The organism is Kitasatospora sp. NPDC051984, assembly GCF_044593455.1.
In the GTDB taxonomy this organism is placed as follows: domain Bacteria; phylum Actinomycetota; class Actinomycetes; order Streptomycetales; family Streptomycetaceae; genus Kitasatospora.
In genome coordinates this window covers 177,159-200,795 of the sequence record NZ_JBIUCB010000009.1, presented here as the reverse complement: position 1 = coordinate 200,795, position 23,637 = coordinate 177,159, and the positions used below count along the sequence as shown (strand labels likewise).

At 71.8% G+C, this 23,637-nt stretch carries 24 protein-coding genes; 14 read left to right on the top strand and 10 right to left on the bottom strand.

All coding sequences use genetic code 11. From position 1 onward, the window contains the following. The first annotated feature begins 16 nt into the window (after positions 1 to 16). Complete coding sequence (locus ACIHEI_RS20115) at positions 17 to 352, top strand: RNA polymerase-binding protein RbpA (RefSeq protein ID WP_073814874.1); 336 nt, start codon at positions 17 to 19, stop codon at positions 350 to 352. Between the two features lie 297 nt (positions 353 to 649). On the opposite strand, the gene pgl is transcribed toward ACIHEI_RS20115, so the two are convergent. From pgl to tkt, 5 genes are all read right to left on the bottom strand, one after another. After that, positions 650 to 1,387 carry a 6-phosphogluconolactonase gene (pgl, locus tag ACIHEI_RS20110; protein WP_396607561.1) on the bottom strand — a complete coding sequence of 246 codons (738 nt, stop codon included), beginning with the start codon at positions 1,385 to 1,387 and terminating at the stop codon, positions 650 to 652. Then, a complete protein-coding gene (opcA, locus tag ACIHEI_RS20105; RefSeq protein ID WP_392951749.1) occupies positions 1,384 to 2,442 on the bottom strand; it encodes a glucose-6-phosphate dehydrogenase assembly protein OpcA in 1,059 nt (352 codons plus the stop codon). The genes pgl and opcA overlap by 4 nt, the downstream gene beginning before the upstream one ends. After that, positions 2,439 to 3,998 (bottom strand): glucose-6-phosphate dehydrogenase, encoded by a 1,560-nt coding sequence (gene zwf / locus ACIHEI_RS20100; protein WP_387646672.1) that lies wholly within the window; start codon positions 3,996 to 3,998, stop codon positions 2,439 to 2,441. Before zwf ends, opcA begins: the two co-directional genes overlap by 4 nt. 68 nt (positions 3,999 to 4,066) lie before the next feature. After that, the gene (gene tal, locus ACIHEI_RS20095; protein WP_387646419.1) at positions 4,067 to 5,200 is read right to left on the bottom strand and encodes a transaldolase; all 1,134 of its coding nucleotides are present in this window, start codon (positions 5,198 to 5,200) and stop codon (positions 4,067 to 4,069) included. A 93-nt stretch (positions 5,201 to 5,293) separates the two neighbouring features. Beyond that, entirely contained in the window at positions 5,294 to 7,390 is a 2,097-nt protein-coding gene (gene tkt, locus ACIHEI_RS20090; RefSeq protein ID WP_387646418.1) for a transketolase, read from the bottom strand. A gap of 402 nt (positions 7,391 to 7,792) precedes the next feature. Here tkt and ACIHEI_RS20085 point away from each other — a divergent pair, with 402 nt between their 5' ends. Next, positions 7,793 to 8,734, top strand: a complete 942-nt coding sequence (locus tag ACIHEI_RS20085) for a heme o synthase (protein WP_396607615.1) — start codon at positions 7,793 to 7,795, stop codon at positions 8,732 to 8,734. A gap of 28 nt (positions 8,735 to 8,762) precedes the next feature. Here ACIHEI_RS20085 and ACIHEI_RS20080 read toward each other — a convergent pair whose 3' ends face one another. Continuing rightward, positions 8,763 to 9,407 carry a DUF2461 domain-containing protein gene (locus ACIHEI_RS20080; RefSeq protein WP_392951758.1) on the bottom strand — a complete coding sequence of 215 codons (645 nt, stop codon included), beginning with the start codon at positions 9,405 to 9,407 and terminating at the stop codon, positions 8,763 to 8,765. 136 nt (positions 9,408 to 9,543) lie between these two features. Between ACIHEI_RS20080 and ACIHEI_RS20075 the strand changes: the two genes are divergently transcribed. From ACIHEI_RS20075 to ACIHEI_RS20065, 3 genes are read left to right on the top strand one after another with little or no spacing between them, the layout of a single operon-like run. Then, positions 9,544 to 10,137: a chorismate pyruvate-lyase family protein gene (locus tag ACIHEI_RS20075; RefSeq protein ID WP_396607560.1), complete on the top strand. Its 594-nt coding sequence runs from the start codon at positions 9,544 to 9,546 to the stop codon at positions 10,135 to 10,137. Beyond that, positions 10,134 to 11,435 (top strand): FAD-dependent monooxygenase, encoded by a 1,302-nt coding sequence (locus ACIHEI_RS20070; RefSeq protein WP_396607559.1) that lies wholly within the window; start codon positions 10,134 to 10,136, stop codon positions 11,433 to 11,435. Before ACIHEI_RS20075 ends, ACIHEI_RS20070 begins: the two co-directional genes overlap by 4 nt. 9 nt (positions 11,436 to 11,444) lie before the next feature. Then, a complete protein-coding gene (locus tag ACIHEI_RS20065) occupies positions 11,445 to 11,777 on the top strand; it encodes a hypothetical protein (RefSeq protein WP_387646406.1) in 333 nt (110 codons plus the stop codon). A gap of 234 nt (positions 11,778 to 12,011) precedes the next feature. Here ACIHEI_RS20065 and ACIHEI_RS20060 read toward each other — a convergent pair whose 3' ends face one another. Next, positions 12,012 to 12,977, bottom strand: a complete 966-nt coding sequence (locus tag ACIHEI_RS20060; RefSeq protein WP_396607558.1) for a heme A synthase — start codon at positions 12,975 to 12,977, stop codon at positions 12,012 to 12,014. A gap of 167 nt (positions 12,978 to 13,144) precedes the next feature. On the opposite strand from ACIHEI_RS20060, the gene ACIHEI_RS20055 reads away from it, so the two are divergent. After that, the gene (locus ACIHEI_RS20055; protein ID WP_396607557.1) at positions 13,145 to 13,300 is read left to right on the top strand and encodes an LPXTG cell wall anchor domain-containing protein; all 156 of its coding nucleotides are present in this window, start codon (positions 13,145 to 13,147) and stop codon (positions 13,298 to 13,300) included. A gap of 31 nt (positions 13,301 to 13,331) precedes the next feature. On the opposite strand, the gene ACIHEI_RS20050 is transcribed toward ACIHEI_RS20055, so the two are convergent. Both ACIHEI_RS20050 and ACIHEI_RS20045 read right to left on the bottom strand, forming a co-directional pair. After that, complete coding sequence (locus ACIHEI_RS20050) at positions 13,332 to 14,102, bottom strand: ABC transporter permease (RefSeq protein ID WP_396607556.1); 771 nt, start codon at positions 14,100 to 14,102, stop codon at positions 13,332 to 13,334. Beyond that, the gene (locus ACIHEI_RS20045) at positions 14,099 to 15,016 is read right to left on the bottom strand and encodes an ABC transporter ATP-binding protein (RefSeq protein WP_392951773.1); all 918 of its coding nucleotides are present in this window, start codon (positions 15,014 to 15,016) and stop codon (positions 14,099 to 14,101) included. The genes ACIHEI_RS20050 and ACIHEI_RS20045 overlap by 4 nt, the downstream gene beginning before the upstream one ends. Before the next feature lie 124 nt (positions 15,017 to 15,140). On the opposite strand from ACIHEI_RS20045, the gene ACIHEI_RS20040 reads away from it, so the two are divergent. From ACIHEI_RS20040 to ACIHEI_RS20005, 8 genes are all read left to right on the top strand, one after another. Continuing rightward, positions 15,141 to 16,010, top strand: coding sequence for a helix-turn-helix transcriptional regulator (locus ACIHEI_RS20040; RefSeq protein ID WP_392951776.1), 870 nt, complete (start codon positions 15,141 to 15,143; stop codon positions 16,008 to 16,010). After that, positions 16,003 to 17,415: a Fe-S cluster assembly protein SufB gene (gene sufB, locus ACIHEI_RS20035; protein ID WP_363480938.1), complete on the top strand. Its 1,413-nt coding sequence runs from the start codon at positions 16,003 to 16,005 to the stop codon at positions 17,413 to 17,415. The genes ACIHEI_RS20040 and sufB overlap by 8 nt, the downstream gene beginning before the upstream one ends. 60 nt (positions 17,416 to 17,475) lie before the next feature. Then, entirely contained in the window at positions 17,476 to 18,708 is a 1,233-nt protein-coding gene (sufD, locus tag ACIHEI_RS20030) for a Fe-S cluster assembly protein SufD (protein ID WP_392951778.1), read from the top strand. Continuing rightward, a complete protein-coding gene (locus ACIHEI_RS20025) occupies positions 18,705 to 19,028 on the top strand; it encodes a non-heme iron oxygenase ferredoxin subunit (protein WP_380365196.1) in 324 nt (107 codons plus the stop codon). Before sufD ends, ACIHEI_RS20025 begins: the two co-directional genes overlap by 4 nt. 7 nt (positions 19,029 to 19,035) lie before the next feature. Next, a complete protein-coding gene (gene sufC / locus ACIHEI_RS20020; protein ID WP_387646389.1) occupies positions 19,036 to 19,800 on the top strand; it encodes a Fe-S cluster assembly ATPase SufC in 765 nt (254 codons plus the stop codon). Next, on the top strand, positions 19,797 to 21,059 hold the full coding sequence (locus tag ACIHEI_RS20015) for a cysteine desulfurase (RefSeq protein ID WP_387646387.1): 1,263 nt from the start codon (positions 19,797 to 19,799) through the stop codon (positions 21,057 to 21,059). Before sufC ends, ACIHEI_RS20015 begins: the two co-directional genes overlap by 4 nt. 9 nt (positions 21,060 to 21,068) lie before the next feature. Next, entirely contained in the window at positions 21,069 to 21,521 is a 453-nt protein-coding gene (sufU, locus tag ACIHEI_RS20010) for a Fe-S cluster assembly sulfur transfer protein SufU (protein WP_396607555.1), read from the top strand. 126 nt (positions 21,522 to 21,647) lie between these two features. Further along, entirely contained in the window at positions 21,648 to 21,935 is a 288-nt protein-coding gene (locus ACIHEI_RS20005; protein ID WP_051055973.1) for a metal-sulfur cluster assembly factor, read from the top strand. 172 nt (positions 21,936 to 22,107) lie between these two features. Here ACIHEI_RS20005 and ACIHEI_RS20000 read toward each other — a convergent pair whose 3' ends face one another. Beyond that, entirely contained in the window at positions 22,108 to 23,433 is a 1,326-nt protein-coding gene (locus tag ACIHEI_RS20000; RefSeq protein ID WP_396607554.1) for an MFS transporter, read from the bottom strand. Positions 23,434 to 23,637 lie beyond the last annotated feature (204 nt).

Below are 23,637 nucleotides of genomic sequence, written 5' to 3'. Positions count from 1 at the left end.
GCAGGGGAGTCAGACCGTGGCAAGTGGCAACGCGATCCGAGGCAGCAGAGTCGGTGCCGGCCCGATGGGAGAAGCGGAGCGCGGCGAGTCCGCCCCCCGCAACCGGATCTCCTTCTGGTGCGCCAACAAGCATGAGACGCGCCCCAGTTTCGCCGCGGAGGCGGCCATCCCGGACACCTGGGACTGCCCCCGCTGCGGGTTCCCGGCCGGCCAGGACGAGCACAACCCGCCCGCCCCGGCCCGCAACGAGCCCTACAAGACCCACCTCGCGTACGTGCGGGAGCGTCGGACGGACGCGGACGGCGAGGCGATTCTCGCTGAGGCGCTGGCCAAGCTGCGTGGCGAGATCTGAGCCGTACGGCAACGCGAAAGCCGCTCACCTGGGGAGTTCTCCGGGTGGGCGGCTTTTTGCGTGGGCGCGCTTCCCCTTGCGGGGCACGAGTGAAGGGGCGCCAGTGGAAACGAATGCCGCCCGCCTGGGAAGTTTTCCGGGTGGGCGGCATCGGCGTGGTCGCGTTCCCCTTCGCGCAGTTCCCCGCGCCCCTGACGGGGCGCGGGAGTTGAGGCGGTTTCTTCGAGTCCCTGACGGGGCGCGGGGGTTGAGCGCGGTTTCCTCGAGTCCCTGACTGGGCGCGGGGGTGAGGGGGCGTCAGTGGAGCTTGCCGGCGGCGGTGGTGTCGAGGAACCAGAGGGTTCGGGCGGTTCCGGTGACGGCGCCGGCGGGGGCGGTTTCGGGGGTGGGGGTGGTGCGGGCCAGGGCCACGGCGTCGGCCTTGTCGGGGCCGGCGGCGAGGAGCCAGACCTGGTGGGCGGTGCGGAGCGCGGGGAGGGTGAGGGAGATGCGGGTGGGGGGCGGCTTGGGGGAGTCGTGGACGGCGATCACGGTGCCCTCGGTCTGCTTGACCCCGGGGTGGCCGGGGAACAGCGAGGCGACGTGCGCGTCCGGGCCGACGCCGAGCAGCAGGACGTCGAAGACCGGCAGGTCCGCGCCGTTGGGGGCGGCCGCGCGGAGTTCGGCGGAGTACCGGGCGGCGGCGTCCTCGGGGGAGGAGCCGTCGTCGGCGGGCATCTCGTGCACCCGGGCGCCGAGCGGCCGGACGGCGTCCAGGAACGCGGCGGCCTGTACGGCGTTGCGTTCCGGGTCGCTGGCCGGCAGGTAGCGCTCGTCGCCCCACCACAGGTCGACCTGCGCCCAGTTCACCGCGTCGCGCGCCGGGTGGGCGGCGAGCGCGGCGAGCAGGGCGTTGCCGTTGCGGCCGCCGGTGAGCACCACGTGGGCGGAGCCGTGGGCGGCCTGCGCGTCGACCACGGTGGTGATCAGCCGGGCGGCGACCGCCTCGGCCAGCACCGCCGGATCGCGGTGGACCAGGACCGTCTCGGTGCTCACTGGGCGCTCCGCTTGCGGGTGGCGGCCTTCTTGCCGTTGGCGGCGGGCTCCTCGGGCTCGTCGGCCCTGGGCTCGGCGACCTGTCCCTCGACGGTGCCGCCGGGGCCCGCGTGCTCGACTCCGGCGATCCGCTCGCGCAGCCGGTCCACGGGGGTGCGGACGGCGGTGGCGTAGATGTCGTCGGGGTCGAGGCGGCGCAGTTCCTCGGCGATCAGTTCGGCGGTGTCGCGGCGCTTGAGCGCGACCATGCGGTCGGGCGCGCCGGGCATCGACAGGGTGCCGAGCAGGCCGTCGGGGCGGTCCAGGACGATGTTGCCGTCCTTGGTGCGCAGCGTGACGGAGGTGATGCCAGGGCCGCCGGTGACGACCCGTTCGACCGGCACCCGCAGGCGGTTGTGCAGCCACAGGCCGAGCAGTTCGACGCTGGGGTTGTACGACTCGCCCTCGACCACCGCGGCGGTGATGGTGACGTCGCGCTGGTCGAGCGCGGCGGCCAGCATCGAGCGCCAGCCGGTGATCCGGGTCCACGCCAGGTCGGTGTCGCCGGGGGTGTAGCCGGCGGCCCGCTGGGCGAGCTGGCCGACCGGCGACTCGGCGGTCACCGCGTCGGTGATCCGGCGCTGGGCGAGCGCGCCCAGCGGGTCCTGGGCGGGGTTGAGCGGCGCGTTGTCCGGCCACCAGACCACCACGGGGGCGTCGGGCAGCAGCAGCGGCAGCACCACGGACTGGGCGTGCGAGGCGAGTTCGCCGTGCATGCGCAGGATGACGGTCTCGCCGCTGCCGGCGTCGCTGCCGACCAGGATCTCCGCGTCCAGCCGGGTCTCGGCCCGGGCGCGGGGCGAGCGGCCGGCCCGCTTGATGACGGCCAGGGTCCGCGAGGGGTGCTCGCGGGAGGCGTCGTTGGCGGCCTTCAGGGCGTCGTAGGCGCTGCCCTCGTCGGTCACGATGACCAGGGTCAGCACCATGCCGGCGGCGGTCGAACCGCTGGCCCGGCGGGCGTCCATCAGGGCAGCGTTGATCCTGCTCGACGTGGTGTTCGTCAGGTCGATCTTCATGGCCGGCGCCAGCTCCTGCCGTCTCGTGCGAGCATCTCGTCCGCCTCGACCGGGCCCCAGGTGCCGGCCGGGTACTCCGCGGGCTTGCCGTTGGCGTCCCAGTACTGCTCGATCGGGTCGAGGATCTGCCAGGACAGCTCGACCTCCTGGTGCCGCGGGAAGAGGTTGGCGTCGCCCAGCAGGACGTCCAGGATGAGGCGCTCGTACGCCTCGGGGCTGGACTCGGTGAACGATTCGCCGTACGCGAAGTCCATGGTGACGTCCCGGACCTCCAGCGCGGTGCCGGGGACCTTCGAGCCGAAGCGCACGGTGACACCCTCGTCCGGCTGGACGCGGATCACCAGGGCGTTCTGGCCGAGCTCCTCGGTGGCGTAGGAGTCGAACGGCAGGTACGGGGCACGCTGGAAGACCACCGCGATCTCGGTGACCCGGCGGCCCAGCCGCTTGCCGGTGCGCAGGTAGAACGGCACGCCCGCCCAGCGCCGGTTGTTGATCTCCAGCTTGATGGCCGCGTAGGTGTCGGTCTTGGACTCGGGGTTGATGCCGTCCTCGTCCAGGTAGCCGCGCACCTCCTCGCCGCCCTGCCAGCCGGAGGTGTACTGGCCGCGCACGGTGTGCTTGCCCAGGTCGGCGGGGAGCTTGACGGCGCTGAGCACCTTCAGCTTCTCGGCGACCAGCGCCTTCGGGTGGAAGGACGCCGGCTCCTCGATGGCGGTCAGCGCCATCAGCTGGAGCAGGTGGTTCTGGATGACGTCACGGGCCGAGCCGATGCCGTCGTAGTAGCCGGCGCGGCCGCCGATGCCGATGTCCTCGGCCATGGTGATCTGCACGTGGTCGACGTACGACCGGTTCCAGATCGGCTCGAACATCTGGTTGGCGAAACGCAGCGCCAGGATGTTCTGGACGGTCTCCTTGCCCAGGTAGTGGTCGATCCGGAAGACCTCGTCACGCGGGAAGACCTCGTGGACGATCCGGTTCAGCTCCTGGGCGCTCTCCAGGTTGTGGCCGAACGGCTTCTCGATGACCGCGCGCCGCCAGGAACCCGGCGCCGGGTCGGTCAGGCCGTGCTTCTTCAGCTGCTGGACCACGGTGGGGAAGAACTTCGGCGGCACCGACAGGTAGAACGCGAAGTTGCCGCTGGTGCCCTGCGCCTGGTCGAGTTCCTCGATGGTGCGGCGCAGGGTGGCGAAGGCGTCGTCGTCGCCGAAGTCGCCCTGGACGAAGCGCATGCCCTTGGCGAGCTGCTGCCAGACCTCCTCGCGGAAGGGGGTGCGCGCGTGCTCCTTGACGGCGTCGTGCACCACCTGCGCGAAGTCCTCGTCGGCCCACTCGCGCCGGGCGAAGCCGATCAGCGAGAAGCCCGGCGGCAGCAGGCCGCGGTTGGCGAGGTCGTAGACGGCCGGCATCAGCTTCTTGCGCGACAGGTCACCGGTGACGCCGAAGATCACCAGGCCGGACGGGCCGGCGATCCTCGGGAGCCGGCGGTCGGCAGGGTCCCGCAGCGGGTTGACGGGCTGGTCGGGGGTGTCTCCCCCGACCGGCTCCGTGCCCTCCACGTCCGGGTACGGCTGGGTGTTGCTCACTGTGGTGTGCTCCGCTTTCCGTTCGGTTTCGTGAGCGGGAGTCAGTTGTCGCCGTGCGACTGGAGCGCGGCGGTGACGGTGTCGAGCAGTTCGTTCCAGGAGACCTCGAACTTCTGCACGCCCTCCTCCTCCAGCACCCGCACGACGTCGTCGTAGTCCACGCCGGCCGCGGCGATCGCGTCCAGCACGGCCTTGGCGTCCGCGTAGTTCGGGGTGATGGTGTCGCCGGTGATGACGCCGTGGTCGTCGGTGGCGTCCAGGGTGGCCTCGGGCATGGTGTTGACGGTGCCCGGGGCGACCAGCTCGGTCACGTACAGGGTGTCCGGCAGGCTCGGGTCCTTCACGCCGGTGGACGCCCACAGCGGGCGCTGCGGCTTGGCGCCGGCCGCCTCCAGGGCCGCCCAGCGGGCCGAGGCGGGCTTGCTGCCGTCGACCGAGCCGTACACCTCCTCGTACGCCTGGTAGGCGAGGCGGGCGTTGGCCAGCGCGGCCTTGGAACGCAGGTCCTTGGCCTCGCCGCCGAGCGCGTCCAGGCGCTTGTCGATCTCGGTGTCCACCCGGGAGACGAAGAACGAGGCGACCGACTCGACCTGCGAGAGGTCCAGGCCGGCGGCCTTGGCCTGCTCCAGGCCGGTCAGGTGGGCGTCGATGACGGCCTTGTAGCGCTCCAGCGAGAAGATCAGCGTGACGTTGACGCTGATGCCCTTGGCGAGCACCGCGCTGATCGCGGGCAGGCCGGCCAGCGTGGCGGGGATCTTGATCAGCACGTTCGGGCGGTCGACCAGCCACCACAGCTGCTTGGCCTCGGCGATGGTCGCGGCGGTCTCGTGGGCCAGGCGCGGGTCGACCTCGATGGAGACCCGGCCGTCACGGCCGTTGGAGGCGTCGTACACCGGGCGCAGCACGTCGGCGGCGTCCCGGACGTCCGAGGTGGTGATCATGCGGACGGCCTCGTCGGTGGTGACCTTGCGCACCGCGAGGTCCTCCAGCTGGCGGTTGTAGGCGCCGTTGCCGGCGATCGCCTTCTGGAAGATGGTCGGGTTGGTGGTGACGCCGACGACGTGCTTCTCCTGCACCAGCTCGGCCAGGTTGCCCGAGTTCAGGCGCTCCCGGCTGAGGTCGTCCAGCCAGATCGCCACGCCTTCTTCGCTGAGGCGGTTCAATGCGTCGGTCATGGTGCTTCAGTCCCTCTTCTTCTGTTCTTCGTACGTCTGTGGAGTCCGGGGCCCGGCCCGGGGGAGTGCGGTCCCCCGGGCCGGGCGTGACCGCTAGCGGGAGACGGCCTCGACCGTGCGCAGCGAGGCGCGGGCCGCGTTGGCGACGGCGTCCGCGGTGATGCCGAACTCCTGGTAGAGCACCTTGTAGTCGGCGGAGGCGCCGAAGTGCTCCAGGCTGATGATCCGGCCGGCGTCGCCGACCAGCTCGCGCCAGCCCTGGGCGATGCCCGCCTCGACCGAGACCCGGGCCCGGACGTTCGGCGGCAGCACGCTGTCGCGGTACGCCTGGTCCTGCTCGTTGAACCACTCCACCGACGGCATCGACACCACGCGGGTCGGGGTGCCCTCGGCCTGCAGCGCCTCGCGGGCCTGCATCGCCAGCTGCACCTCGGAGCCGGTGCCGAGCAGGATCACCTTGGGCTCGCCGCCCTCGGCCTCGGCCAGCACGTAGCCGCCCTTGGCCGCGCCCTCGGCGGAGCCGAACACCTCGCGGTCGAAGGTCGGCACGCCCTGCCGGGTCAGCACCAGGCCGACCGGGCCGGGGTGGCTGGTCTGCCGCTCCAGGACGGTGCGCCACACCACGGCGGTCTCGTTGGCGTCCGCCGGGCGGACCACCGCGAGGCCCGGGATGGCCCGCAGTGCGGCCAGGTGCTCGACCGGCTGGTGGGTCGGGCCGTCCTCGCCGAGGCCGATCGAGTCGTGCGTCCAGACGTAGACCACCGGCAGCTTCATCAGCGCGGCGAGCCGGACCGCGGGGCGCATGTAGTCGGAGAACACCAGGAAGGTGCCGCCGTAGATGCGGGTGCGGCCGTGCAGCGAGATGCCGTTCATCACGGAGCCCATGGCGTGCTCGCGGATGCCGTAGTGGACGGTGCGGCCGTACGGCGAGGCGCTCTTGAGCGAGTTGCCCTCCGGAAGGAAGGAGGACTCCTCGTCGATGGTGGTCAGGTTCGACTCGGCGAGGTCCGCGGAGCCGCCCCACAGTTCGGGGATCAGCTTGCCGACGGCCTTCAGGGTGTCGCCGGAGGCCTTGCGGGTGGCGACGTCCTTGCCGGCCGGGAAGACCGGCAGGGCCTTCTCCCAGCCGTCGGGCAGCTCGCCGATCTGGATCCGGTCGAACTCGGCGGCGCGCTGCGGGTTGGCGGCGCGCCACTCGCGCAGCTGCTCCTCCCAGGCGGTGCGGGCGGCCTGGCCGCGCTGCACGACCTCGCGGGCGTGCGCGACGACCTGGTCGGTCACCTCGAAGGTCTTCTGCGGGTCGAAGCCCAGCACCTTCTTGGTGGCGGCGATCTCGGCGTCGCCGAGGGCCGAGCCGTGCGCCTTGGCGGTGTCCTGGGCGTTCGGCGCGGGCCAGGCGATGATGGTGCGCATCGCGATGATCGACGGCTTGCCGGTCTCCGCCTTGGCGGCCTCCAGCGCGGCGGCCAGCGCGACCACGTCGATGTCGCCGTCCGACTTCGGGACGACCCGCTGGACGTGCCAGCCGTACGCCTCGTAGCGGGCCAGCACGTCCTCGGAGAACGCGGTGGCGGTGTCGCCCTCGATGGAGATGTGGTTGTCGTCGTACAGCGCGACCAGGTTGCCCAGCTTCTGGTGGCCGGCCAGCGAGGACGCCTCGGCGGAGATGCCCTCCTGGAGGTCGCCGTCGGAGACGATCGCCCAGATGGTGTGGTCGAACGGCGAGGTGCCGGCCGGCGCGTCCGGGTCGAACAGGCCGCGCTCGTAGCGGGCGGCCATCGCCATGCCGACCGCGTTGCCGATGCCCTGGCCCAGCGGGCCGGTGGTGGTCTCGACGCCGGCCGTGTGGCCGTGCTCGGGGTGGCCCGGGGTGCGGCTGCCCGCGACCCGGAAGGCCTTCAGGTCGTCCAGCGACAGTCCGTAACCGGACAGGAACAGCTGGGTGTACAGCGTGAGGGAGGTGTGCCCCGGCGAGAGCACGAAGCGGTCGCGGCCGACCCAGGTCGGGTCGGTCGGGTCGTGGCGCAGGAAGCGCTGGAAGATGAGGTAGGCCGCGGGGGCCAGCGACATGGCGGTGCCGGGGTGCCCGTTCCCCACCTTCTGCACGGCGTCCATGGCCAGGACCCGGGCCGTGTCAACGGCCCGCTGGTCCAGCTCGCTCCACTCGAATACGTTCGGCGTCGTGCTCACCCTGACTCAGGGCTCCTTCCGGATTTTTGTAGAAGTGTCACCCCGTGAAGGGGACCGGTCGGCCACGCCGCTGTGGCTGGTGCCGATCACGGAGGGTTGATCCCGCTTCTCTGTGCGAGCCTACCGTTTGCGGGGCACCTCACCCTGCGTGCCGGGCAACCAGGATCTGCGGCGTCGCATTCCCCTGTCGGGGCGTCAACTCCTCTGTCCTACATTCACCCGTCCGGGGAGGGTTTGCCCGTCCGAGGCGTAAGACGCGCATGCGCACGGCTCGCCGGGGGACCCCGGGGCGGATCGGGAGATATGGAGCGTCTATCGTTGCGTGGTACGCGCAGCGCGGACGGTGGGCACCCTGCGGGTTCTCCGGGCGCCTGTGGAAGTTCATCGACTGTTGAGGTGTCCGTGACCGCCGTCGAATCCCGCCCCGCCGGGGTGGTAGGGACGAGCACCGCGCGCCGGCCGTTCGGGGCCCGCATCGGGGCTTTCGTCGCCCTCACCAAACCCCGGATCATCGAGCTGCTGCTGATCTCCACGGTGCCGGTGATGTTCCTGGCCCAGGGCGGTGTGCCCAACCTGTGGCGGGTGCTCGCGGTGGTGGTCGGTGGATACCTGTCCGCCGGCGGCGCCAACGCGCTCAACATGTACATCGACCGCGACATCGACGCGGTGATGTCCCGCACCGAGCGGCGCCCGATCGTCACCGGCATGGTCTCGCCGTGCGAGGCACTGGTCTTCGGCATCTCGCTGGCCGTGATCTCCACCGTCTGGCTCGGCCTCCTGGTCAACTGGCTGTCCTCGGCGCTGGCCGGCAGCGCGCTGCTGTTCTACGTGTTCGTCTACACGCTGGGCCTCAAGCGCCGCACCGCGCAGAACATCGTCTGGGGCGGCATCGCCGGCTGCATGCCGGTGTTCGTCGGCTGGGCGTCCGTCACCAACTCGCTGTCCTGGTCGGCGCTGCTGCTGTTCCTGGTGGTCTTCTTCTGGACGCCGCCGCACACCTGGGTGCTGTCGATGAAGGTCCGCGACGACTACGCCCGGGCCGGCGTGCCGATGCTGCCGGTGATCCGCGGCAACATCGGCGTCGCCAAGCAGGTCGTCATCTACTCCTGGGTGATGGTGGCGACCTCGATGCTGCTGTGGCCGGTCGCGCACACCAGCTGGCTGTACCCGATCACCGCCGGCGTGCTCGGCGTGCTGTGGATGAAGGAGGCGTACGCGCTCCAGTCGCGCGCCAAGGCCGGCATCGTGGGCGCCAAGCTCAAGGAGATGCGGCTGTTCCACTGGTCGATCACGTACCTGACGCTGCTGTTCCTGGAAGTCGCGATCGACCCGTTCGTGGGCTGACACCCCCCGTATTCCGAACCCCTCGGCCTCAGCGCGGCGCAAGCCCGCTGGGGCCGACGTGGTTCTCCAGCCACTCGTGCAGCGGGGCCGCCGCGTGCAGGAAACCGGTGACCCGGCCGTACGCCTTCGCGGTGCCCAGCCAGGGCGCGGGCTCCCACCGCTGCCAGGCGATCAGGCCCTTGTGGCGCAGCAGCTCGATCCGCGGGTGGTCCTTCGGGTAGCCGCGGGGCGCGGTCTTCAGACTGTCCCGGCCGACCACCTCCGGCCCGGCCGCGCGCACCGCCGCCACCACCCGCTCCAGCTCGGCGCCCGGCAGGTCCTCGGCGACCGCGGTGCGGTAGGCCGCCAGCTGGTCGGTGGCCAGGTGGTAGTAGCCGAGCCCGCAGGCCAGGCCCTCGGCGGACAGCTGCACGTACCCGCCGGACTCCAGCACCGCGCCGATGTGCGTCTTGTACGGGGACTTGTCGGCCGAGAACCGGACGTCCCGGTTCGGCCGGAAGATCTTCCCCGGACCGAACTCGGGCTCCAGCCGGGCCAGCAGCGCCTCCATCGGGGCGCGCACCTGTTCCTCGTACTGAGCGCGGTGCTCCGTCCAGAAGGTCCTGGAGTTGTCGGCCTCCAGGTGCTCGTAGAACTCCAGGGCCTCGGCCGGCCAGCCACGGAAATCGTTCACGGGGCCAGTATTCACGCCGCGGCGGCGCGGACCGCCGGCTTTGCGCGCGCATGGGGTGACGTTTCGTCAGCGGAAACAGTTCTCCAGTAGGGTCGGCCACCGTTTGCGATCCTGTCGTCGCCTTTCGGGGGAAAGAATGCCGCCGCTCCAGTCCATCGTCCTGTCCGGACACCTGTTCCTGGCCCGCGAACCGGCCGAGCTCGCCGGGCTGATCGGGGCCTTCGCCGACCCGCCCACCCGGATACTGCTCGGCGCGGACGGGCTCACCACCACCCTGCTGTCGGCCTGGACCCGCGGGCCGGTGCGGGTCGGGCACGCCGACCACCGGCGGGTGGCGGCCGCCGAGGCGCCCGCCGGGGCGGCCGCGCTGCTGCTGGCCGGCGACGACGAGGAGCTGATCGTCCGGCGCTCGGTGCTCACCGGCGGTGACGGCGGCGAGCTGTCGCGCAACGTGGTGGTCGCCCGGCCGGTACTGTCCGCCACGGCCGAGCAGTGCCTGACCGACACCGCCGCGCCGATCGGCGCGGCCCTGCAGGCCACCGGCACCGGCTACCGGCGCACCGTGCTGGACGCCGGTGTGCGCGACTGGGACGGGGCGGACGCCGCGTACAAGACCTACCTGATGTGGCACGGGCCGAAGCCGCTGGCCGCCGTCACCGAAACGTTCAACCCCGCGCTGGTGCCCGCCGTGGCCGGGGCCGACCTGTTCGCCGTCGGAGGCCGTCGATGACCCGCCGAACCACCACCGTCGCGATCGTCGGCGCCGGGCCCGCCGGGCTGGTGCTCGCCCACGTGCTGCACCGGGCCGGGATCACCGTCACCGTCCACGAGCGGCTCTCCCGGGCCGCCGTCGAGAGCGCCGCCCGGGCCGGGGTGCTGGAGCACCGGGTGGTGGAGTACCTGCGCGCGCTGGGCCTCACCGACCGGCTGACCGCCGAGGGCGAGCGGCACGGACGGTGCGAGATCACCTGCCTCGGCGAGAACGTGCTGGTCGACTACGGCGCGCTGTCCGGCGGCATCCGGCACTGGGTGTACCCGCAGCAGCTGCTGCTGCGCGACCTGATCGCCGCGTACCTGGCGGACGGCGGCACCCTCGCGTTCGAGCGGCCGGTGGAGTCCGTCACGGTCGGCGCCGACGGCCGCCCCGAGCTGAACACCGCCGACGGCCCGCTCACCGCCGAGTACGTGATCGGCTGCGACGGCGCGCACAGCGTGGTCGCCGCCGCCTTCCCCGACGGCGCCGACGGGCCCGGGCGGCGCTACCCGTACGACTGGCTGACGGTGCTGGCCCGGATCTCCCGGCCGGTCGAGCAGATCCGCTACGCGGTGCACGCCGACGGGTTCGCCGGGATGATGCCGCGCACCGCCGACGTCGGACGGTTCTACCTGGAGGTGCCCGCCGGCGAGGACCCGGCCGGCTGGGGCGAACGGCGGATCCGCGCCGAACTCGAACGGCGGCTGGAGCTCGACGGCGAGGACCCCGCGCTCGGCGCGCTGCTGGAGACCGGCATGCTGCGGATGCGCGGCAAGGTCGCCCGCCGGATGCGGGCCGGGCGGCTGCTGCTGGCCGGGGACGCCGCGCACACCGTCACCCCGTCCGGTGCCAAGGGCCTCAACTCGGCGGTCGCCGACGCCGCCGACCTGGCGGCTGCGCTGATCGCCGAGCTGCGCGACGGCGACGGCACTGGGCTGGACGGCACTGGGCTGGACGGCACCGGGCTGGACGGCACTGGGCTGGACGGCACCGGGCTGGACGGCTACGAGCGGCGACGGCTGGACGCCGCCTGGCAGACCCAGGAGTTCTCCGAGCAGCTGCTCGACCTGCTGCACCTGCCGGCCGGCCTGCCGCCCGGGCAGCGCGAGTTCGCGCTGCGGCTGCGGCTGGAGCGGATCCGCCGGATCGCCGCCCCCGGGCCGGAGGGCGCCGCCTTCGCGCTGGCCTACGCCGGGGCCGGTGAGCTGCGGCTGCCCGCCATGTGGCCGTCGGCACAGGGCGGTGCCGTCGCCAGCGGCGCTACCGGTCGGTAGCATGCGGGCATGACCAGCGCAGAGACCGCCACCACCGCCGCGCCGGACGCCCGCGTCGAGCGTCGTGCCAAGCGCATTGCCAAGCACCTGAGCAGCTTCGCCAAGCAGCACGGCGGCCACGCGGACGGTGTCGTCGAGTACGTCGGCCGCACCGCCACCCGGATCGTCGTGGTCGGCGCCGACGGCACCTGGGGCGACCAGGTCGCGCCGACCTACGCGATCGGCCGCCGGGCCGCCGAGCTCGCCGGGCTCACCCTGCACGACGACTTCGAGGGCGAGCTGGGCCTGAAGGTGAAGACCAGCTCGTACGAGTGGAAGCGCATGGCGGGCATCCAGATCTAGTGCCGCGTCAGGCAACCTTCGCCCCGTCGCGACGCCCTGCACGCACTCTCGCCGCACCGGCCGAAAACCCAAGTACACCCAGTACGAGGGCTTCCGGCCGGCACGCCGAGAGCACGCACCGGACGCCGCTCCTTGACGGGCAAAGGTTGCCTGACGCGGCACTAGTCCGCCCCGGCGGACGGAAAAGGAGCGCGGACAGCTGTCCGCGCTCCTTTTCTGCGTTCGGGGTGTCGCTCAGGCGACCAGCTCGGTCGACGGGGCGGTGGCCTGGGCCGGGATCTCGGCGCGGGTGCGCAGGGCGAGCGGGATGCGGACGGCGGCGCCCAGGATCAGGGCCGAGCCCAGCATGTGCACGCCGACCATGATCTCCGGGGCGTCGGTGAAGTACTGGACGAAGCCCAGCACACCCTGGATCATCAGCAGGCCGAACAGCTCGCGGACCCGGGCCCCGGCGGCCGGCGGGGCCTTCACGGCGGCGAACACCAGCAGCGCCGCCAGCGTCAGGCCGACCGAGAGGAACACCAGGTCGGCGTGGGCCTGGACGAGCCGGTCGTAGTCGATCGGGATGCGGTACACCGGCTTGCCGTCCTTGGACGAGGCTCCCGGGTGGTGGCCCGCGCCGGTGACCGCCGTACCGGCCACCACCAGCAGGCTGATCGTCAGCACCAGCACCTGGGCGAGGCGCTGGATCGGCTCCGCGACCAGGGCCCGTGGCGCGCCGTCGCCCTCCCGGGTGCGCTCCCACTGCACCACCGCGACCCAGACCAGGGCCAGCGCGGCGACCATGTGCGCCGCCACGATGTACGGGTTCAGGCCGGTCAGGACGGTGATGCCGCCCATCACCGCGTTGCTCATCACCAGCCAGAACTGGGCCCAGCCGAGCTTGGTCAGCGAGCGCCGCCACGGCTTGGCGCAGCGGGCCGCCAGGATCGCCCAGCCGACGGCCGCGCACAGCACGTAGGTGAGCATCCGGTTGGTGAACTCGATGACGCCGTTGATGCCCATCTCGGGCGTCGGCGTCAGGCTCTCGGCGGTGCAGCGCGGCCAGGTGGTGCAGCCGAGACCGGAGGCGGTCAGCCGGACGGCGCCGCCGGTGACCACGATCACCACGCTCATCACCAGGGCGGCCATGGCCGCCCGGCGGACGTGCTGCGCGCTCGGGTGCCAGCGCTCGGCGAGGAGGGAGAACGGGTTGGTCACCGGACCATCGTAGGCGGGCTTACACGGTGGTCCGGCGTCGCGGGTGCGGCAGCGGGCCTCGCGAGGGGCGCGCGGACAAAACGGGCGGATCGAGCGTGTCGGTGCGTTGGTCTTGACCTACTGGCGAGTGGCCGAAAGGGTGCGACTTGGTCCAGACCTTTCACAGGTTGGGCTCATCTCCCCTTGCCCTTCTCCACCCGTGGAGTCCGTTCACCGGGTCGGAGGGCCTGCTGGCGCTGACCGTGGGCGGCGCGGCGGTGCTCGGCGTGGGTGGCGGGATCGTCTACGCGGCACGGCGCAAGAAGGCCGGCGCCGCTTCCTGAGCCCGGACGTGGCCCCCGAGGGCAGCGGGGGCTACTCCCAGCGGAAGAAGCGGGCGGCCGCGGCCAGGCCGAGCACCGACCAGACGCCCAGGATGCCGAGGTCGGACCAGGGCATGCCGTGGCCGAGCTGGAGCACCGAGCGCATGCCGTCGGAGAGCGCCGAGATCGGCAGCAGCTCCAGCACCGGGCGCACCGCGTCCGGGAACTTGGCGAGCGGCACCACCACGCCGCCGGCCAGCAGCAGCAGGATGAACACCAGGTTGGCGCCGGCCAGGGTGGCCTCCGCGCGCAGCGTGCCCGCCATCAGCAGGCCGAGGCCGGAGAACGCGGCGGTGCCGAGCACCAGCAGGAGCAGGACCGCCAGCGGGTTGCCGTGCGGCGACCAGCCGAGGGCCAGCGCGATGCCGGAGAGCAGCAGCACCTGGAGCAGTTCGGTGACCAGCACGCAGCCGGTCTTCGCGGTGAGCAGCGCCCAGCGGGGCAGCGGTGTCGCGCCGAGCCGCTTGAGGACGCCGTAGCGGCGCTCGAAGCCGGTGGCGATGGCCTGGCCGGTGAAGGCGGTGGACATCACGGCGAGCGCCAGCAGGCCGGGGGCGAGGAAGTCGACGCGCTTGCCGGGGCCGTCCACGGCGACCACGTCGACGGCGGAGAACAGCACCAGCAGCACGGTGGGGATGACCACGGTGAGCAGCAGCTGCTCGCCGTTGCGCAGCAGCATCCTGGTCTCCAGGGCGGTCTGCGCGAGCAGCATCCGGCCGACCGGCGCGGCGCCCGGGCGGGGGGTGAGGTCGGTGGCGGTCATCGCAGGTCCCGTCCGGTCAGGTCGAGGAAGACGTCTTCGAGGCTGCGGCGCTGTACCGCGAGCTTGTCGGGCATCACCCCGGCCTCGGCGCACCAGCCGGTGACGGCGGCGAGCAGGGCGGCGTCCAGGGCGGCCTCGACGCGGTAGGAGCCGCGGGAGGGCTCGGCGACCAGGGCGGTGTCGGGGAGGACCTTGCGCAGGCCGGCCAGGTCCAGCCCGGGGGGTCCGTCGAAGCGCAGCTGGGCGTCGGGGCCGCGCAGCTCGTCGGGGGAACCCTGGGCGATGACCTTGCCGCGGTCGACGACGGCGACGTCGTCGGCGAGCTGTTCGGCCTCGTCCATCTGGTGGGTGGTGAGGACGACGGTGACGCCGGCGGTGCGCAGTTCGGTGACCAAGTCCCAGGTGGCGCGGCGGGCCTGCGGGTCGAGGCCGGCGGTGGGCTCGTCCAGGAAGACCAGTTCGGGGCGGCCGACCACGGCCATGGCGAGGGCCAGGCGCTGCTGCTGGCCGCCGGAGAGCCGGCGGTAGGGGGTGCGGCCGCAGGAGTCCAGGCCGAGGCGTTCGGCGAGCGGGCCGACGGGCAGCGGGTTCGCGTAGAGCTTCGCGGTGTGCTGGAGCATTTCGAGGGCGCGCGCACCGGCGTACACGCCGCCCGACTGGAGCATCACGCCGATCCGCGGCTTGAGCTGCCCGGCCTGTGCGACCGGGTCCAGGCCGAGGACCCGGACGGTGCCGGCGTCGGGGCGGCGGTAGCCCTCGCAGGTCTCGATGGTGGTGGTCTTGCCCGCGCCGTTGGGGCCGAGCACCGCGGTGACGGTTCCGCGCGCGATGGCCAGGTCGAGGCCGTCCACGGCGGTCTTGTCGCCGTACCGCTTGACCAGTCCGGTCACCTCGACGGCGGGGTCTGCATGCATACCGGCGAGTGTAGGAGCAGTTCACGGCCCTCATCAGGTAAGGCATGCCTTCCGTGATGGAGGCCACCGGTGAGACCGGGGTCACGGCTTGTTTCCCGCGGAGGAATTAAGCAACAATCGTGTTGTGAAAAAGATTCGCGAGCATGACGCTCAGCGGGAGCCCGAGGCTCCCGACTGTGCCGTGCCCGCGACTCCGGCGGAGGCGCTCGCCGCCGAGGGCCACCGGGCGACCCGGGACCGGGTCGCCCGTTCGATCCTCGACCACGGGCCGTCCTCGGCCGCCGACCTGGCCGGCCGCCTCGGCCTGACCACCGCCGCGGTGCGCCGCCACCTGGACGGCCTGACCGCCGCCGGGCTGGTCGAGTCCCGCGAGCAGCGGGTCTACGGCAGCCGCGGCCGGGGCCGTCCGGCCAAGGTGTTCGCCCTGACCGACGGCGGGCGGGACGCCTTCTACCAGGCCTACGACCAGCTCGCCGCAGACGCGCTGCGCTGGATCTCGGAGGCCGCCGGTGGCGGCGAGGCGGGCGAGCAGGCGGTCGCCGCCTTCGCCCGGGCCCGGCTCGCCAAGCAGGGCCGGAAGTACCAGGGTGAGGTCGAACAGGCCGACGCCCCGCAGCGGGCCCAGGCGCTCGCTCGGGCCTTGAGCGCCGACGGGTACGCTGCCACGGTGCGGCCCGTCCCGTCCGCCGCCCCGGCGCCTGCCGCCCCGGCCGGCGCCCAGCTGTGCCAGCACCACTGCCCGGTCGCGCACATCGCCGAGCAGTTCCCGCAGCTCTGCGAGGCGGAGACCGAGGTCTTCTCGCAGCTCCTGGGCACCCATGTGCAACGGCTGGCCACCATCGCCCACGGCGACGGGGTCTGCACCACGTATGTGCCGGCATCCGGTGCCGCACCGTCGTCCTCCGGGACGCCCGGTGCCGTGCCGACTGCCGGTACCTCCATCGAACGTCCGACGAAACCGGCTCCACCGCGCGGAGGAACCTCGCATGACTGACATCGCACACCCCGAGCTCGAAGGTCTCGGCACGTACGAGTACGGCTGGGCCGACTCGGACGCGGCCGGTGCCGCCGCCAAGCGTGGCCTGAGCGAGGACGTCGTCCGCGACATCTCGGCGAAGAAGAACGAGTCCGAGTGGATGCTCAACCTTCGCCTCAAGGGCCTGAAGCTGTTCGGCAAGAAGCCGATGCCGACCTGGGGCTCCGACCTGTCGGGCATCGACTTCGACAACATCAAGTACTTCGTGCGCTCGACCGAGAAGCAGGCCGAGTCCTGGGAGGACCTGCCCGCCGACATCAAGGCCACGTACGACAAGCTGGGCATCCCGGAGGCGGAGAAGCAGCGCCTGGTCGCCGGTGTCGCCGCCCAGTACGAGTCCGAGGTCGTCTACCACCAGATCCGTGAGGACCTGGAGGAGCAGGGCGTCATCTTCCTGGACACCGACACCGCGCTGCGCGAGCACCCGGAGCTGTTCAAGGAGTACTTCGGCACCGTCATCCCGGTGGGCGACAACAAGTTCGCCTCGCTGAACACCGCGGTGTGGTCCGGCGGATCGTTCATCTACGTGCCGAAGGGCGTGCACGTGGACATCCCGCTGCAGGCCTACTTCCGGATCAACACCGAGAACATGGGCCAGTTCGAGCGGACGCTGATCATCGTCGACGAGGACGCCTACGTCCACTACGTCGAGGGCTGCACCGCGCCGATCTACTCCTCGGACTCGCTGCACTCCGCGGTGGTCGAGATCATCGTCAAGAAGGGCGGCCGCTGCCGCTACACGACCATCCAGAACTGGTCGAACAACGTCTACAACCTGGTCACCAAGCGCGCCGTGGCGTACGAGGGCGCGACCATGGAGTGGGTCGACGGCAACATCGGCTCCAAGGTCACCATGAAGTACCCGGCCGTCTACCTGATGGGCGAGCACGCCAAGGGCGAGACGCTGTCGATCGCGTTCGCCGGCGAAGGCCAGCACCAGGACGCCGGCGCGAAGATGGTCCACATGGCGCCGAACACCTCGTCGCACATCGTCTCCAAGTCGGTGGCGCGCGGCGGCGGCCGGACCTCCTACCGCGGTCTGATCGAGATCGGCGAGGGCTCGCACGGCGCCAAGTCGAACGTGCTGTGCGACGCGCTGCTGGTCGACACCATCTCCCGCTCGGACACCTACCCGTACGTGGACGTCCGCGAGGACGACGTGTCGATGGGCCACGAGGCGACGGTCTCCAAGGTCTCCGAGGACCAGCTCTTCTACCTGATGAGCCGCGGCCTGACCGAGACCGAGGCGATGGCGATGATCGTCCGAGGCTTCGTCGAGCCGATCGCGCGCGAGCTGCCGATGGAATACGCGCTGGAGCTGAACCGGCTGATCGAGCTGCAGATGGAGGGCGCGGTCGGCTGACGCGCCGTCAGCCCCCGCCCGTCCGTCGACCATTTCCGAAAGAGAGCAACACGAACAGCCATGGCTGAGCAGAACACTCCCGGCTCCACCACCGCCGGTTCGATCGAGGTGGGCACCGCCGGCGCAGGCGCGCAGCTCGCCGGTCCGGGCACCGGCCGCGAGAGCGTCCGGCAGCCGATCGACGCCCGCGTCGCGGTCAAGCCGTCCTTCGACGTGAACGACTTCCCGGTGCCGACCGGCCGCGAGGAGGACTGGCGCTTCACGCCGATGCACCGCCTCGCCGGCCTGCACGACGGCACTGCGGTCGATGCCGTGAAGGGTGAGGACAAGATCGAGCTGGGCCTGCCGGAGGGTGTCACCTCCGAGCTGGTCGGCCGCGACGACGCCCGCGTCGGCAAGGCCGGCACCCCGGTGGACCGGATCGCCGCGCAGGCGTTCAGCGCGTTCGAGCAGGCCCTGGTGGTGACCGTCCCCAAGGAGACGGTGCTGACCGAGCCGGTCCGGATCGACGTGCACGGCGAGGGCGGGGTCCGCTTCGCCCACGTGGTGATCGAGGTCAAGCCGTTCGCCGAGGCCGTCGTGGTGCTGAACCACTCCGGCACCGGCACCCGCGCCGCCAACGTCGACCTGCTGGTCGGCGACGGCGCCAAGCTGACCTTCGTCTCCGTCCAGGACTGGGAGCGGGACGCGGTGCACGCCGCCCAGCACAACGCGCTGGTCGGCCGGGACGCCACCTTCAAGTCCGTGGTGGTCACCTTCGGCGGCGACGTGGTGCGCCTGCACCCGCGGGTCTCCTACGCGGGCCCCGGTGGCGAGGCCGAGCTGTTCGGCCTGTACTTCGCGGACGCCGGGCAGCACCTCGAGCACCGCCTGATCATCGACCACGACACACCGCACTGCCGCTCCAACGTCGCCTACAAGGGCGCGCTGCAGGGCGAGGACGCGCACGCGGTGTGGATCGGCGACGTGCTGATCCGCGCGGCCGCGGTCGGCACCGACACCTACGAGCTCAACCGCAACCTGGTGCTCACCGACGGCGCCCGGGTCGACTCGGTCCCCAACCTGGAGATCGAGACCGGCGAGATCGTCGGCGCCGGCCACGCCTCCGCCACCGGCCGCTTCGACGACGAGCAGCTGTTCTACCTGCAGTCCCGCGGCATCCCGGCCGACGAGGCCCGCCGCCTGGTGGTGCGCGGCTTCTTCGCCGAGCTGGTCCAGCAGATCGGCGTCGCCGAGATCCAGGACCGCCTGATGGAGAAGATCGAGGCCGAGCTGGAAGAGACGGTCGCATGAGCGCCGGCTACCTGCGCGCCTGCGCGCTGAGCGTGCTGCAGGAGGACGTGCCCAAGAAGGTCGAGCTGAACGGCGTCCCGGTGGCGATCGTCCGCACCGACGAGGGCGTGTTCGCGATCAACGACATCTGCTCGCACGCCAACGTCTCGCTCTCCGAGGGCGAGGTCGAGGACTGCATGATCGAGTGCTGGCTGCACGGCTCCAGCTTCGACCTGCGCACCGGAAAGCCGTCCGGGCTGCCTGCGACCAGGCCGGTCGCCGTCTACCCCGTAAAGATCGAAGGGGACGATGTGCTCGTCTCCGTCAACCAGGAGAACTGAGTACCCCATGGCAACGCTTGAAATCCGCGACCTGCACGTCTCCGTCAACGCCGAGGGCGGCCCCCGCCAGATCCTCAAGGGCGTCGACCTGACGGTCAAGCAGGGCGAGACCCACGCGATCATGGGTCCGAACGGCTCCGGCAAGTCCACCCTGGCCTACTCGCTGGCCGGCCACCCCAAGTACACCGTCACCGGTGGCGAGGTGCTGCTGGACGGCGAGGACGTGCTGGCGATGTCGGTCGACGAGCGCGCCAAGGCCGGCCTGTTCCTGGCCATGCAGTACCCGGTCGAGGTCCCCGGCGTCTCTGTCTCCAACTTCCTGCGCACCGCCGCCACCGCCGTCCGCGGCGAGGCCCCCAAGCTGCGGCTGTGGGTCAAGGAGGTCAAGGAGGCGATGGCCGCCCTGCAGATGGACCCGGCGTTCGCCGAGCGCAACGTCAACGAGGGCTTCTCCGGCGGTGAGAAGAAGCGTCACGAGATCCTCCAGCTCGAGCTGCTCAAGCCGAAGGTCGCGATCCTCGACGAGACCGACTCCGGCCTGGACGTCGACGCGCTGCGGATCGTCTCCGAGGGCATCAACCGGGTCCGCTCCACCGGTGAGGTCGGCACCCTGCTGGTCACCCACTACACCCGCATCCTGCGCTACATCAAGCCCGACTACGTGCACGTCTTCGCGGGCGGCCGGATCGTCGAGTCCGGCGGTGCCGAGCTCGCCGACAAGCTGGAGGAAGAGGGCTACGAGAGCTACGTGAAGGGCGGCGCTTCCGAGTGACCCACTCCCATCTGACCGGACTCCTGGACACCGACGCGATCCGCAAGGACTTCCCCGTCCTGTCGCGGGTGCTGCACGACGGCAAGCCGCTGGTGTACCTGGACAACGCGGCGACCTCGCAGAAGCCGCGCCAGGTGCTGGACGCGCTGAACGCCTACTACGAGCAGCACAACTCCAACGTCCACCGCGGCGTGCACGTGCTCGCCGAGGAGGCGACCGCGCTGTACGAGGGCGCCCGGGACAAGGTCGCGGCGTTCATCAACGCGCCCAGCCGGAACGAGGTGATCTTCACCAAGAACGCCTCGGAGTCGCTCAACCTCGTTGCCAACATGCTGGGTTGGGCCGACGAGCCGTACCGGGTGGACGCCGACTCGGAGATCGTGATCACCGAGATGGAGCACCACTCCAACATCGTTCCGTGGCAGCTGCTCGCGCAGCGCACCGGCGCGAAGCTGAAGTGGTTCGGGCTGACCGACGAGGGCCGGCTCGACCTGTCCAACATCGACGAGCTGATCACCGAGAAGACGAAGATCGTCTCCGTCACCCTGGTGTCCAACCTGCTGGGCACCATCAACCCGGTGGAGACCATCGTCCGCAAGGCGCAGTCGGTCGGCGCGCTGGTCGCCATCGACGCCTCGCAGGCCGCCCCGCACGCCGTCCTCGACGTGCAGGCGCTGGAGGCCGACTTCGTCGCCTTCACCGGCCACAAGATGCTGGCCCCGACCGGCATCGGCGTGCTGTGGGGACGCCAGGAGCTCCTCGAGGACCTCCCGCCGTTCCTCGGCGGTGGCGAGATGATCGAGACCGTCACCATGGGCTCGTCCACCTACGCCCCCGCGCCGCACAAGTTCGAGGCCGGCACCCCGCCGATCGCCCAGGCCGTCGGCCTCGGTGCCGCCATCGACTACCTGTCGGCGATCGGCATGGACCGCGTGGCCGCGCACGAGCACGCGATCACCGAGTACGCCATCGAGCGCCTGCTGGACGTCCCCGACCTGCGGATCATCGGCCCGCGCACGGCCGTGGACCGCGGCGCGGCGATCTCCTTCACGCTCGGGGACATCCACCCGCACGACGTCGGCCAGGTGCTCGACGAGCAGGGCATCGCGGTCCGGGTCGGCCACCACTGTGCGCGGCCGGTCTGCCTGCGGTACGGAATTCCGGCGACCACCAGGGCGTCGTTCTACCTGTACTCCACGCCCGGTGAGGTGGACGCGCTGATCGACGGCCTCCACCACGTCCGCAACTTCTTCGGCTGAGGTGGTCGCATGAAGCTCGACTCGATGTACCAGGAGATCATCCTGGACCACTACCGCAACCCCCACGGCAAGGGGCTGCGGGACGGCGACGCCGAGGTCCACCACGTCAACCCGACGTGCGGCGACGAGATCACCCTGCGGGTGAAGCTCGACGGCACGGTCGTCGCGGACGTCTCCTACGAGTCGCAGGGCTGCTCGATCAGCCAGGCCTCCGCCTCCGTGCTCAACGACCTGGTGGTCGGCAAGACGGTCGGCGAGGCGCAGCAGGTCCAGGAGGCGTTCCTGGAGCTGATGCAGAGCAAGGGCCAGTCCGAGGGCGACGAGGAGATCCTGGAGGACGCCGTCGCGTTCGCCGGGGTCTCCAAGTACCCGGCCCGGGTCAAGTGCGCCCTGCTCGGCTGGATGGCCTGGAAGGACGCCACCGCCAAGGCGCTGGCCGGCCACCCCGAGATTTCCGACTGACGTTCCGGTAAGGACACTGAATTCATGAGCGAGAACGAGACCCCCGAGGCCGCCACGGCCGAGGTCGCGGTGTCCGACAGCCCCGGTGCGTTCACCACCGCCGGGACCGTCACCACCGAGGACCTCATGGAGGCCCTGATGGACGTCGTCGACCCCGAACTGGGCATCGACGTCGTCAACCTGGGCCTGATCTACGGCCTGCACATCGACGAGGACGACACCGCCACCGTCGACATGACCCTCACCTCCGCGGCCTGCCCCCTCACCGACGTGATCGAGGACCAGGCCCGGACCGCGACCGACGGCCTGGTCAAGGACCTGCGGATCAACTGGGTCTGGATGCCGCCGTGGGGCCCGGACAAGATCACCGACGAGGGCCGCGACCAGCTGCGCGCGCTCGGCTTCAACGTCTGATCGGTCAGTAGTACTTCTGGCAGGGGCGGGACCTTCGGGTTCCGCCCCTGTTGCGTGTGCTCACTTGATCGTTGCCTCCCGCAGCGCCGCCGCCACCCGGCGGACCGGGCCCGACCGCGGACGGTCGGGCAGCCGGGCCGGCAGCAGCCGATGTCCGCCTCGCGGCGGGGGGTCAGTCCTTGCGGCGCAGGACGGCGGCGGCCAGGGCCAGGGAGGCGGTGGCGGCGAGGGCGGCGAAGGTGGTGATGGCGGGGATCAGGCCGTAGGCGCGGGTGAGGGCGCCGACGGCGATGATCGGGGCGGAGGAGCCGAGGTAGACGATCACCCAGAGGGTGGAGAGTTCGCTGCCGCGGCGGGCGGGGTCGAGGGCGGCCACTGCGGCGGTGAACAGGGAGCGGAAGGCGATGCCCTGGCTGACGCCGGCGACCACGCTGCCGATGAAGAGGAGTGCGGGGGTGCCGGTGGCGGCGGCGGCGGTGAGCAGGCCGAGGCCGGTGGCCAGGCCGGTCAGGCCGGCGGCGACCACGATGCGGTCGGAGGTGGGCGGGACCAGCAGCTGGGCGGCTGCCGAGGAGCCGAGCAGCAGGGCCGCGACGGCGGCGCCCGCCATCTTGGAGTCGGTGTGCAGCAGGGTGCTGGAGAACGCCGGGGCGAGCGCCAGGTAGACGCCGAAGACCGCGTACGAGACGAAGCCCGCGCCGGAGGCGAGCAGGAACTCGCGGCGCCCGGAGCGGGGCAGTCGCAGGCGCTGCGGGCGCAGCTGGGTGGGGGTGGTGATGCGCGGCGGGGAGGCCGGCGGGCGGACCGAGCCGGGCATCCGCGGGTGCACCAGGGCGAGGGGTACGCAGAGGGCGAGCAGCGCGACGGCGTGGGTCAGGAACAGGCCCGGCAGCGGGTTCGAACCCGAGGCCATGGCCGCGCCGACCAGCGGGCCGAGTGCGACGCCGCCGGCCGAGCAGGCCAGGGTGATTTTGGCGGCGAGGGTGGGCCGGTCGGGCAGCAGGTCGCCGAGGGCGGCGCCCGCCGCGCCCGTGGACAGGCCGACGGCGATGCCCTGGACGGCGCGTCCGGCGGCCAGTTGCCAGAAGGAGCCGGCGGTGGCGAAGACGACGTCGCCGGCGGCGGACAGCGCGACCGCGGGCAGGATCATGGCGCGTCGCCCCAGGTGGTCCGACCAGTGGCCGACCGCGGCCAGTACCGGGACCAGGGCGAACACGTAGACCGTGAACAGGATCGTGGTGTCGAGCGGGGTCAGGCCGAGCCGCTGCTGGAGCGCGGGGTAGAGCGGCGTGACCAGGTTGGCGCCGATCAGCATCAGCAGCAGGCCGGCGGCGACCAGGCCGACCCGGATGCCGCGCAGCGCGTTCCATCGGCTGATCGCGGAGAGCTGGAGCTGCTTGCGAGGGGCGAGTTCCAGTGGAAGCAGGGCCTCCGACAGTCGGCGGCCGGCGTACTGAGCGGTGCTCAGGCCGGGGCCGGCGGGGGAGAGGTCCGCCATGGCAGGGGTCTCCTGTGGCCGGGCGCCGCCGGGCGTGGCCAGGCCGGGGAGTGGTGGCATGGCGGACTGGCCCGGTCGGCGCGGGTGTGCACGTGGTTCTTGGGGTTCGGAGCTCCGTCGCTCCGGGGACGCACGCGCGGGGGTGGTGCGCGGCGCCCACCGAAGGATACGTGCACCCGGGCACTCGTTCGGCCGCACCGTCCC